At 41.0% G+C, this 11,616-nt stretch carries 10 protein-coding genes; 6 read left to right on the forward strand and 4 right to left on the reverse strand.

The annotated features are described in order from the left end of the window. Nucleotides 1-47: 47 nt before the first annotated feature. On the reverse strand, nt 48-2,393 hold the full coding sequence (metL, locus tag DK924_RS13760; protein WP_109875457.1) for a bifunctional aspartate kinase/homoserine dehydrogenase II: 2,346 nt from the start codon (nt 2,391-2,393) through the stop codon (nt 48-50). 49 nt (nt 2,394-2,442) lie between these two features. Beyond that, entirely contained in the window at nt 2,443-3,690 is a 1,248-nt protein-coding gene (gene metB / locus DK924_RS13765; protein WP_109875458.1) for a cystathionine gamma-synthase, read from the reverse strand. 198 nt (nt 3,691-3,888) lie between these two features. On the opposite strand from metB, the gene metJ reads away from it, so the two are divergent. Next, nucleotides 3,889-4,209, forward strand: coding sequence for a met regulon transcriptional regulator MetJ (metJ, locus tag DK924_RS13770; protein ID WP_008115021.1), 321 nt, complete (start codon nt 3,889-3,891; stop codon nt 4,207-4,209). 71 nt (nt 4,210-4,280) lie between these two features. Here metJ and DK924_RS13775 read toward each other — a convergent pair whose 3' ends face one another. Continuing rightward, nucleotides 4,281-5,522, reverse strand: a complete 1,242-nt coding sequence (locus tag DK924_RS13775) for a malic enzyme-like NAD(P)-binding protein (RefSeq protein ID WP_008465773.1) — start codon at nt 5,520-5,522, stop codon at nt 4,281-4,283. A 524-nt stretch (nt 5,523-6,046) separates the two neighbouring features. Next, nucleotides 6,047-6,262 carry a 50S ribosomal protein L31 gene (gene rpmE / locus DK924_RS13780; protein WP_008115018.1) on the reverse strand — a complete coding sequence of 72 codons (216 nt, stop codon included), beginning with the start codon at nt 6,260-6,262 and terminating at the stop codon, nt 6,047-6,049. Between the two features lie 230 nt (nt 6,263-6,492). Here rpmE and priA point away from each other — a divergent pair, with 230 nt between their 5' ends. The 5 genes from priA (at nt 6,493) to DK924_RS13805 (ending at nt 11,601) form a co-directional block, all read left to right on the forward strand. Continuing rightward, the gene (priA, locus tag DK924_RS13785) at nt 6,493-8,676 is read left to right on the forward strand and encodes a primosomal protein N' (RefSeq protein WP_109875459.1); all 2,184 of its coding nucleotides are present in this window, start codon (nt 6,493-6,495) and stop codon (nt 8,674-8,676) included. A gap of 20 nt (nt 8,677-8,696) precedes the next feature. Further along, complete coding sequence (locus tag DK924_RS13790; RefSeq protein WP_010390413.1) at nt 8,697-9,224, forward strand: SPOR domain-containing protein; 528 nt, start codon at nt 8,697-8,699, stop codon at nt 9,222-9,224. 81 nt (nt 9,225-9,305) lie between these two features. Continuing rightward, the gene (gene hslV / locus DK924_RS13795) at nt 9,306-9,824 is read left to right on the forward strand and encodes an ATP-dependent protease subunit HslV (RefSeq protein ID WP_010390410.1); all 519 of its coding nucleotides are present in this window, start codon (nt 9,306-9,308) and stop codon (nt 9,822-9,824) included. A gap of 12 nt (nt 9,825-9,836) precedes the next feature. Then, nucleotides 9,837-11,165 (forward strand): HslU--HslV peptidase ATPase subunit, encoded by a 1,329-nt coding sequence (hslU, locus tag DK924_RS13800; RefSeq protein WP_010390408.1) that lies wholly within the window; start codon nt 9,837-9,839, stop codon nt 11,163-11,165. Nucleotides 11,166-11,226: 61 nt separating this feature from the next. Next, entirely contained in the window at nt 11,227-11,601 is a 375-nt protein-coding gene (locus DK924_RS13805; protein WP_109875460.1) for a gamma-butyrobetaine hydroxylase-like domain-containing protein, read from the forward strand. Nucleotides 11,602-11,616 lie beyond the last annotated feature (15 nt).

Genomic DNA, 11,616 nt, shown 5'->3' on the forward strand with positions numbered 1-11,616 from the left:
TATAGCGAACATCAAAAAGGCCGCTAATTTGCGGCCTTTTTGATGGTCTAACTAATATTTTGTACCAACCAGTATAAGTCAGAGTGCACGCCCGCTGCGGTCACTTCTTTACCCGCACCAGGGCCTTGTATCACTAATGCGTTTTGGTTATACCACTGAGTATTAATCACAAAAATATTATCGCCAGGTGTTAAATTAGCAACCGCTTCGCTTTTTGGTACATAGGCAATTCCTACCTTAGCGTTTAGCTTGCTGTTATTAAACTCTAGCAATCCGGTATAACACAGTGCAGCATTTTGTTGCAAAGCCGCTTCGAAGTGCTGCTTGATAAACGTATCTAAACTAGCCTTGTTATCAACAAAGTCATTCCAACTGCCCGCACTTAGCTCATCGGGCATCAATGCCGATAAAGAAATGTCATCAAGTTCCAATTCAATACCTAATTCACGCGCCAAAATAAGCAACTTGCGTTGCATATCTCGGCCAGATAAATCTTCTCGCGGATCAGGTTCGGTGAACCCCAAAGCTTGTGCTTCAAGCACTAAATCTGAAAATGCCTTGCTGCCATCATACATACTGCATAACCATGACAGCGTGCCAGAAAACACGCCTTCTATACGCGTTATTTTATCGCCACTGTTTTGCAAATCGGCCAGTGCAAAGTTAATCGGTAATCCGGCTCCCACACTGGCATTATAACGCCAATGTAAGCCGCGCTGTGCTAAATCTTCACGTAATGCTTGATACCAGCTCAGCGGAGCTGTGCCTGCGTATTTATTAGCACTAATTAAGTGACAATTTAATTCCACAAATTTGCTATAAAGCTGGCTAAAATATTCACTGGCGGTAATATCAATCACTACCTTATGTTCATATTCAAGCGTATCAATGTATGACAACAAATCAGCTTGCTGATAGGGGCTTGCATGGTTTTCCCATTGCTGTTGCCAGCTCTCACAGTCTAACCCATTGGCATTAACCAGCATCTGCTCTGAGCGTAGTAATGCTACTAACTTAATGTTAAAACCTGATGATAAACGGGCTATTTGTGCTGGTAGTTGGCGCATAAATTCGGTACCAACATTACCAAGCCCTGCAATAACTAAAGCTATTTCTTGCGCTTTATTGATCAATTTATCATGCAGTAAGCTCAGCACATCACTCTCAAGTACCTGATCGGTTAATAATAACGTATAACCGTCACCAAAATGAGTAAACCTAGGGTGAATTGATTGCCCTTGAAGTACAGCGGCACTTTGCTCACCGAGTATCGCTATATCTTGCTCTGATGCAATAATTGCAACCCCATTTAAGTTAGACTCACTAATGTTGGCGCGGCCAGCAAAATAATTAACCACCTGATATGTCGCCGACGCAGGGACTACCAAGTAAATTTCGCCCGCATGTTCAAAGTGATGCAAACTATGCTGAATAAGCTGACTAACATGCGCTACCTCGCCTTCACTCAAGTCATCAACAGTAAGTAAATCCACATTGTTAATCGTGGTTAAAAAGCGCTTTTGTTTACTCATTCCTAATTTAACTATTTCGGTATGGCTGCCTTGAAGATCGTAACTACTGCGAACAATTAACTCTATATCGGTCCCTTTTAATGGCGATAATGTTTTAGCATGTAGTACGGGGTTACCTAATCTAGCCAATAAATTAGCTTGTTCGCGGCACACCCGCGCATACTTAATCGCATTAGCGACCTTACGCGGATCAGTACTAAAAACACCTTGAGTGTCAGTCCAAATAGACACTTTTTTAGCATTGCAATATCGTGCTAATAAAGTAGCACTGTAATCACTACCATTTCGCCCTAAGGTCACGGTTTCATGTTGTAAATTAGCCGCAATAAACCCTGTAACGACATTAATTTTGCTTGTATCTATGGCTTTTAAGCACTGCTGCTGATTATTAGCATGCTGTAGCTGCCCTGCGTCTAATATGAATAACTGCCTAGCGTCCAGAGCGCAAGCACTAACGTTAAGTTGCCCTAAGTAAGCGCTTAATAGCCTTGCAGACCATAATTCGCCATGAGCTAATAGCCACGCTTCAGTTAATATGTTTTGCTTAGCCTGCTGAGTAATAATGCTTAGCTCAGTGGCAAGTATATTGAGTGCTTCATGCTTAGCATTGGCTATAAGCAATTGTTCAATTAGCGAAGATTGATGATTACTTATTAATAAAATAATGTCAGCAATCGCTTGGGTATCTTGCTGTTGAAAGCTTTGCCACAATTTAACCAAGGTATCGGTGGTTTTACCGGCAGCAGATACCACCACACAATCCCCGGCTTGAGCATGAGTTAAAATAATATTTGCGACACTTTTAAAGCGATCCGCTGAGGTTAAACTCGAACCACCAAATTTATGAACCTGATTTACCATGTTAATACCAACTCGACTTCATGTTTTATATTTTCAAAATTGGTAGGCACTACCATAACGCCGGATGCGCCGCGTTTAGTTTCGCTGAGCCAAATGACTCACTGGCACCATTTTTTGCAGCTAAAGCATTATCTGCTTGCCCGGGGCGAACCAAATTAAATACCCTGTCTAAATCAGCAAGTAAGTCTTTTGCATCTTCAATACCCACCGAAATACGAATAAGCGTATCACCCACCCCAGCTTCTGCACGAGCAGTCGCCTCCATGCCTGCATGGGTCATGGTTGCGGGGTGACAAATCAAACTTTCAACTCCGCCTAATGATTCCGCCAAACTAAATTCATTTAAGCGCGTTAAAAACGCTGCAGCATCGTTTATATCGCCTTTGATATCAAAACTAACCATTGCACCAAAGCCAAACTGCTGCGCCTTAGCAAGCGCATGTTGTGGATGTGATTCAAGACCTGGATAGTAAACCTGAGCAACAAACGGGGAGTTTTCTAGATACTGTGCAATAGCGAGTGCGTTTTCTTGGTGTTGCCTCAAACGCACGTTTAACGTGCGCAAACCTCTGAGAGTTAAATAGCTATCAAATGGCGCTCCAGTAATGCCAATATTATTTGCCCACCATGCCAGTTCTTCACCAAGCTCAGCGGTTGCTGCAATAACCGCCCCCCCAACAACATCTGAATGACCATTGATATATTTAGTAGTTGAGTGAACCACAATATCAGCACCAAATTTAATCGGATTTTGCAAAGCCGGCGATAAAAATGTGTTATCGGCAGCAACCAGTGCACCGCACTGCTTAGCAATATCGGTAACTGCTTTAATATCAGTTAATCGTAAAATTGGATTACTCGGTGTTTCAATCCAGATCAGCTTAGGTTTTATAGCAAGAATATGCGAAAAGCTTTCGCTTTTAGTGAAATCGACCACTTCTAGCTTTAACAAGCCGCGTTTTTCCAGTGAAGTAAATAAACGATAACTGCCCCCATAGCAATCGTGAGGGATCACTAATGTATCGTCACTATTTAATAATTGGGTTGTTAAGTGAACAGCCGCCATGCCCGTTGCGGTAATTATGCCTTTAGCCCCGCCTTCAAGTTCAGTGAGCGCCTCAGCCAAAATGTCACGGTTAGGATTACCACTGCGGCCATAATCATATTGGCGCTTGGTATCAAAGTCAGCAAATGAGTAAGTGGTTGATAAATAAAGCGGTGGAACAACCGCACCATGCTGTTTATCGGCTTCTATTCCAGTACGAACAGCAATTGTTGCCTTATTTTTTTCACTCATTTTCGTCACCTTTACTATTTTGGATGTTTAGACGTCTAAAAGGTAGCGCATGCAGTTTAAGATGTCAAAACATTTAAATGTCTAGATAGCTAAATAACTAGTATTTGACTATCTTTTTTAAACCGATAGAATTTCACGCATATTTACACGCTTTGATGCTGTGTGAGCAATTTATAATCTGAGGCAACGATACATCTTATGGCTAAATGGAATGGTGAATATATTCACCCATACGCAGAACACGGGAAAAAATCCGAACAAGTAAAAAAGATCACCGTTTCGATCCCGCTAAATGTATTAAAAGTATTAACCGACGAGCGTACCCGTCGTCAAATAAACAACTTACGCCATGCAACAAATAGTGAGCTTTTATGCGAAGCGTTCTTGCATGCGTTTACAGGGCAACCGCTACCTAATGATGATGATCTTCGTAAAGACAACGCAGAAAAAGTACCTGAAGAGGTGAAGAAAATAATGCAAGAAATGGGACTAGAAGTGCCTATTTTAAATGAAGACTAAATTTCTTTATCTGTGTTATAAAAAAACCTCAGCAAATGCTGAGGTTTTTTTGCGTTAATTTACACTTAAAATTACGCCATGTAATTTTCTGGCATATCAATTTGTGCCACACCCGAATCAACTGCAGCTTGAGCAACGGCTTTGGCGATACGAGGCAGTAAGCGCGGATCCATAGGTTTTGGTATAATATATTTAGCACCAAACTCTAATTTATCGATACCTGCAGCAGTCAATACTTCAGCCGGAACTGGCTCTTTAGCAATACTGCGAATTGCCTCTACAGCAGCTATTTTCATTTCATCGTTTATTTCACTTGCGCGTACATCTAGTGCGCCGCGGAAAATAAATGGAAAACAAAGTACGTTGTTAACTTGGTTCGGATAATCAGAGCGGCCAGTCGCCATAATAAGATCGTTGCGTGCAGCATGTGCTAATTGCGGATCAATTTCAGGATCGGGGTTTGAACATGCAAATACAACTGGGCGGTCAGCCATTAACTTCAAATCATCGGCGGCTAATAAATTAGGGCCTGATACACCAACAAACACATCGGCATCTTCAATTACGTCCTGTAAAGTACGTTTATCCGTGTTGTTTGCAAATAATTGCTTATATTCATTTAAGTCATCACGACGTGTATGAATAACACCTTTACGGTCTAACATATAAATATGTTCACGCAGTGCGCCACACTTAATTAAAAGCTCCATACAGGCAACAGCTGCAGCGCCGGCACCTAAACACACGATAATCGCATCTTCAATTGCTTTACCTTGTACTTCTAGCGCATTTAGCATACCCGCAGCCGTTACAATTGCCGTACCATGTTGATCATCATGAAACACAGGAATGCTGCAACGTTCTATAAGTGCTTTTTCTATCTCAAAACATTCTGGCGCTTTAATATCTTCTAGGTTGATACCACCAAACGTATCTGCAATATTCGCAACCGTGTTGATAAAGTCTTCGGTTGTGCGGTGCTTAACTTCTATATCAATTGAATCTAGGCCTGCAAAACGTTTAAATAATAATGCTTTGCCTTCCATTACTGGTTTTGAGGCCAGAGGGCCTAAATTACCTAAGCCTAAAATTGCGGTGCCGTTAGTAATAACCGCAACCATATTTCCTTTACCAGTATACTTATAGGCATTTGCTGGATCAGCGGCAATTTCACGAACAGGTTCTGCAACACCTGGGCTATATGCGAGCGCGAGGTCTTTAACCGTCTCAGCGGGCTTGGTCAGCTCAATACTGATTTTACCTGGAACGGGATGGGCATGGTAATGTAGTGCTTGTTCACGAAAATCTGACATAACGCGATTATATCCTGCAATTTAAGTTAAAGTGAGAGGTAGTTTTATTCTACGATACCTTTATTATTTTTAAATTCCAAGCAATATCAGGTCTATCCTGTTATATGCTAGAACTCTTAATTTTAAGTGATTTATCAGCAACTTCCCTAGATTATCCTGACATTTTTAAAATATAAATTCGTCATAAAAATGAAAATTACAGGTCGTTTTTACCCTTATTCAATATTTATGAAATACTCTTTTCAGTCTTAAATTAAAATAGTGAAATACCGAACTTTGTTTAACTTTAAATACAAATAACTTCACGTTAACTACATTTAAGTACCATATTTAAAGTGTAACAAATAAAAATATAGAGAATATTGGCAATTTTGTCTGCAAATGTTTATGCATATTCGGAATAAGAACAGGAAATAGTTATGCAAAAATAATAAATACAAAACTGTTATAAAAATGGAGGGATAAGTGAATTTTAGGCACAAAAAAAGCACCCTAAGGTGCTTTTTTTACATAGAAACAAAAAATTATTTTTTGCTGCTAAGTGCACCGAAGCGCTTGTTGAAGCGATCAACACGGCCGCCAGTGTCTAAAATCTTTTGCTTACCAGTGTAAAACGGGTGACACGCAGAACATACATCTAAGTGAATGTCTTTACACAAAGTAGAACGAGTTTCGAATTTGTTTCCGCATGAACAAGTTGCAGAAATTACTTCGTACTTAGGGTGAATACCTTCTTTCATAGGAACCTCTAGTTAAGGCCGCATCGCTCTCCAAACCCGAAGTCTGGCACCATACGTCGTTAAAACAAATTTATTGGTCGCGAATTTTATCCAACAACCCGCACGCACACAAGCTTTAATTATTCTTTTTACTAAAAAGTCTGCAAACACCTATTGATTACTGATTTGTCGGTAGGCTTTTAATACTATTTTTAGTACATTAGGCTATTAGGTTTCTTAGTTGAGTTGTTATGTGTTTTGTTGAAGTTGCAATAAAAGTCCCCTTACCTCGCACCTTTGATTATAAAGTGGATGAGCAATTAACACCGCTGACTAAATTGCAGTCTGGCATGCGCGTACTCGTCCCTTTTGGCAATCAACGAAAAGTAGCGGTTATCCTTAGTTTAAAAACCGATACAGAAGTTCCTGAAGGCAAAATCAAATCTATTATTGAAGTAATTGATAATTCGCCGGTGTTATCTGCGCAACATTTGGAGCTGCTGAAGTTTACTGCGCGTTATTATTGTTATCCACTAGGTGAAACTATTCATATTGCACTCCCCAATGCGCTGCGCCAAGGTGAATGCCCTGATAAAACCAGTATAAATATGCTGACGTTAACTGATAAAGGGGCGCTTTTACCATCTTTAAAAGCTAAAATACAGCTTAACTTGCTTAAGCAATTATCTGCATCGGGTAAATCATCATTAACGGAACTAAAAGCACTCGGGTTTAATAAAAAGACTATTGATAGCCTGTTGGCAAAAGAGTTGATAGTGCAAACCATTGAACATGACAATCAATGGCAACATGCCTCTCCTACTGTGGGCACTAAGCCTCGCTTAAATAAAGAACAAGCGATTGCTTGCACAGCTATTAATCAAAGCACCGGTTTCAATAGCTTTTTACTTGAAGGTGTCACTGGTAGCGGTAAAACAGAAGTTTACCTACAGTGTCTTGAAGAGGTGTTAAAGCGTGGAGAGCAAGCGTTAGTACTTGTTCCTGAGATAGGTCTAACACCGCAAACAGTGAATCGTTTTAGGCGCCGCTTCCCTGACACGCCAATTATGCTATGGCATTCAGCGCTCACCGATAACGAGCGCCTGCAAACATGGCGGTTTTGTGAAAAAGGCAGTTGTGCCATCGTTATAGGTACTCGTTCGAGTATTTTTCTGCCCTTTTTAAAACTCGGGATGATTGTGGTTGATGAAGAACATGATGCTTCATTTAAACAACAAGATACTTTACGCTATCATGCACGCGATTTAGCAGCGTATCGTGCTTATCAGCATAACATTCCGCTTATTTTAGGCAGTGCGACTCCCGCATTAGAAACACTGCACAAAGCAATTAATAACAAATACCAGTTACTCACATTAAGTGAGCGAGCACAAACTGCCACCGATAATCAATTTAAGCTTCTCGACATGAAAGGTCAGCCTGATCAAGCAGGTATTGCCCATGCGAGCCTAGCGATAATGCGCCAGCACCTGAATAAAGGTAAGCAGGTAATGGTATTTTTAAACCGCCGTGGTTTTTCGCCTACTTTAATATGTCATGAGTGTGGTTGGTTAAGTGAATGTAATCGCTGCAGCACGAGTGCAACCTTTCATAAAGCCATCGGTCAGATGATTTGCCATCACTGTGGTGACCAATATCAAGTACCGCATCAATGCCCTGATTGTGGTAGCACGCAGATATTTCCTAACGGTAAAGGCACTGAACAAATAGAAGAATTTTTGAGTACTGAATTTAAAGACATCCCAATTAGCCGAATAGACCGCGACTCTACGAGGCGCAAAGGCAGCCTTGAAAAAGCATTGGATGAAATAAACCAAGGCGGCGCACGCATTTTAGTCGGTACGCAAATGCTAGCTAAAGGTCATCACTTTGCGGATGTAAGCTTAGTACTTATTTTAGACGTAGATAGTGGTTTATATTCGTGTGACTTTAGGGCAACAGAACACCTTGCTCAATTAGTGACACAGGTTGCAGGTAGAGCGGGACGTTCTGGTGAACCCGGTGAAGTCTTATTACAAACACACTTCCCTGAGCACCCGTTATTACAAGATTTAGTTAATAACGGCTATCAAGATTTTGCCCGCTTTGCGCTCACTGAGCGCAGTGACGCGCAGTTACCACCCATCACCAGTATGGCGATAGTTCGTGCACAGGGACATAACATTAAGCAAGTCGTCGACTTTCTAACGGATTTGGTTCCTGTCAATGGGGTATCTGGTATACAATTGCTTGGACCTATCCCTGCGCCTTTAGAAAAGATTGCGGGGATGTATCGTTTTCAATTACATATTCAAGCGCAAGATCGACGCATTTTACACCCGTATCTTGCACAAATGGTTAATTATCTCAGCACCAGTAAACTAGCTCAAAAAGTTCGCTGGAGTTTAGACGTAGACCCTACAGACATGATTTAGGTAAGGCCACACATAACACCATGGCACAGCACGATTATATTAATAAAAAACCAAAAAATAGAAAAAACACCAAACAAGAACCGGCTAAAAAACCTTTTCCGCTGTTATTAACTTTCATTGCACTAGTACTTGTGGGTGGTTTCGCATATGGACTCTGGTTTGTTAAAAATAATGCCGATCCTGATCTTGTTGAAAAACAGGCAAACCCAACAGCCGAAAAACAAGTAGAAATAGCTAAACCGCGGCCACCTAAATTTATTAAAGAAATTAAAGAGCATGAAATTCAAGTTGAAGTGAAAGAGCTTGAACAAAAAGGCCCGTATGTTATGCAGTGTGGTTCATTTAAAACGCATCAACAAGCTGAAACCTTAAAGGCTAAAATAGCCTTTGCAGGGCTAATTTCAGAGATCAAAAAAACCACAGGTACTAATGGTATTTGGTATAAGGTGCGTTTAGGGCCTTATGAAACCAAGCGCCAAGCAGAAAGTGATAAGAACAAACTAAAACGAATTAATATCGTTGGCTGCGGAATTTGGGGCTGGACTTGAATTTAAACCATTCACCCATATAACCTCTTCATAATCGTTTTTTACGCGCTGCCCCCTTGCAGCGCGATGATGAGGAATAACATGACTACAATCGTAAGTGTACGCCGTGATGACAAAGTTGTTATTGGTGGTGACGGCCAAGTCTCTCTTGGTAATACTGTAATGAAGGGCAATGCCCGAAAAGTTCGACGTCTTTATAATGGCAAAGTAATTGCTGGTTTTGCTGGCGGTACTGCTGATGCCTTCACCCTTTTCGAACGTTTTGAAAGCAAATTAGAAATGCACCAAGGCAATCTAACTAAAGCGGCCGTAGAAATGGCTAAAGATTGGCGTAGCGATCGTGCCTTACGTAAACTTGAAGCCCTGCTAGCTGTTGCGGATGAAACTGCCTCATTGATCATCACTGGTAATGGTGACGTCGTACAACCTGAAAACGACCTGATCGCAATTGGCAGCGGCGGAAACTTTGCACAATCTGCTGCAACCGCCTTATTAGAAAATACCGACTTAAGTGCCCATGAAATTGTAGAGAAAAGCCTAACAATTGCTGGCAACATCTGTGTATTTACGAATAACTTCCAAACTATCGAAGAATTGTAATAGGAACTCGCCATGTCTGATATGACCCCAAGAGAAATTGTTCATGAGCTAGACCAACATATTATTGGTCAAGCAAAAGCAAAAAAAGCGGTTGCTATTGCCCTTCGTAATCGCTGGCGCCGTATGCAGTTAAACGAAGACTTACGCACAGAAGTAACGCCAAAGAATATTTTAATGATTGGCCCAACTGGTGTAGGTAAAACAGAAATTGCGCGTCGTTTAGCAAAACTTGCTAATGCCCCTTTTATCAAAGTTGAAGCCACTAAATTTACAGAGGTGGGTTATGTAGGTAAAGAAGTTGAAACTATCATCCGTGATTTAGTTGATGTTTCAATTAAAATGACTCGTGAGCAACAAACTAAAAAGTTTAAACACCGTGCAGAAGAAGCTGCAGAAGAGCGTATTTTAGATGTATTACTGCCTCCAGTGAAAGATCAATACGGTGAAGTTCAGCGCGATGAAAACTCATCAACACGCCAATCGTTTCGTAAAAAATTACGTGAAGGCCAGTTAGATGACAAAGAAATTGATATTGACTTAGCGCAAGCCCAGCCGAATGTTGAAATTATGGCTCCTCCTGGCATGGAAGAAATGACCAACCAGCTACAGGGTATGTTTCAAAATATGGGTGGTGATAAACGCACTAAACGTAAGCTTAAAATTAAAGAAGCGTTTAAATTACTTACCGAAGAAGAAGCTGGTAAATTAGTTAACCCTGAAGAATTGAAAGAGCAAGCAATTTTTGCGGTAGAGCAAAATGGCATTGTGTTTATTGATGAAATAGACAAAATCTGTAAGCGTGGTGAAGCCTCAGGCCCAGATGTAAGCCGTGAAGGTGTACAACGTGATTTATTACCGCTTATTGAAGGCTCTACGGTTAATACTAAGCATGGCATGGTTAAAACTGACCACATGCTATTTATTGCCTCAGGTGCATTCCAAATGTCTAAGCCATCAGACATGATCCCGGAGTTACAAGGCCGTTTACCTATTCGTGTTGAACTTGAAGCACTCACAGCCGATGACTTTAAGCGCATTTTAACTGAGCCACACGCATCACTTACTGAACAACAACGCGAGCTACTCAAAACAGAGCAAGTCGCTGTTGAATTTAGCGACGATGCAATTGAGCGAATTGCTAAAGCCGCGTGGCAGGTTAATGAGAAAACCGAAAACATCGGTGCTCGCCGTCTGCATACTGTTATGGAAAGATTAATGGAAGAAATTTCATATGATGCTTCTGAAAAAGCGGGTTCAAGTTTAGTTATTGACGCTGCCTATGTTGAAAAGCACCTAGGTGCGCTGGTTGAAGATGAAGACTTAAGCCGCTTTATTCTTTAACGGCCGTTTAATGTATACTAAAAGCCTCCAGCATGGAGGCTTTTTTGTAAGTGAGATGACGATGAAACAAGTAACTAAAGTGCACTATCATAGTGTAAGTAAAAATTTAGATGTGCTCTTTGATGATCATTCAGAGGCAACCTTCAGCACTGAGTTTTTACGGGTACACTCTCCCTCAGCCGAGGTTCAAGGCCATGGCTCTGAACCTATGAAGTTGGTACTTAATAAACAAGCTGTGGCTATTAAAACCATTACACCCGTAGGGCATTACGCATTACGTTTAGAGTTTGACGATGGTCATAATAGCGGGCTATTTAGCTGGCAATATTTTGCTAAGCTGCAGGCTGAGAAAGCGAGCTTGTGGGACACATATTTAGAACGTGTTAAACAGCATGAAAATAACAAAGACAGCGTACCAATAAAATTTGTACCTTAGCGCCAGTGGGGATGC

It is taken from the genome of Pseudoalteromonas sp. meg-B1 (assembly GCF_003173795.1).
Classification (GTDB): Bacteria; Pseudomonadota; Gammaproteobacteria; order Enterobacterales; family Alteromonadaceae; genus Pseudoalteromonas; species Pseudoalteromonas undina.

Bases quoted from the DNA above. Each gene is read 5' to 3' on its own strand.
- metL (WP_109875457.1), bottom strand. From the start codon at position 2,393: ATGGTAAATCAGGTTCATAAATTTGGTGGTTCGAGTTTAACCTCAGCG.
- hslU (WP_010390408.1), top strand. From the start codon at position 9,837: ATGTCTGATATGACCCCAAGAGAAATTGTTCATGAGCTAGACCAACAT.
- metB (WP_109875458.1), bottom strand. From the start codon at position 3,690: ATGAGTGAAAAAAATAAGGCAACAATTGCTGTTCGTACTGGAATAGAA.
- rpmE (WP_008115018.1), bottom strand. From the start codon at position 6,262: ATGAAAGAAGGTATTCACCCTAAGTACGAAGTAATTTCTGCAACTTGT.
- DK924_RS13775 (WP_008465773.1), bottom strand. From the start codon at position 5,522: ATGTCAGATTTTCGTGAACAAGCACTACATTACCATGCCCATCCCGTT.
- DK924_RS13790 (WP_010390413.1), top strand. From the start codon at position 8,697: ATGGCACAGCACGATTATATTAATAAAAAACCAAAAAATAGAAAAAAC.
- metJ (WP_008115021.1), top strand. From the start codon at position 3,889: ATGGCTAAATGGAATGGTGAATATATTCACCCATACGCAGAACACGGG.
- priA (WP_109875459.1), top strand. From the start codon at position 6,493: ATGTGTTTTGTTGAAGTTGCAATAAAAGTCCCCTTACCTCGCACCTTT.
- hslV (WP_010390410.1), top strand. From the start codon at position 9,306: ATGACTACAATCGTAAGTGTACGCCGTGATGACAAAGTTGTTATTGGT.
- DK924_RS13805 (WP_109875460.1), top strand. From the start codon at position 11,227: ATGAAACAAGTAACTAAAGTGCACTATCATAGTGTAAGTAAAAATTTA.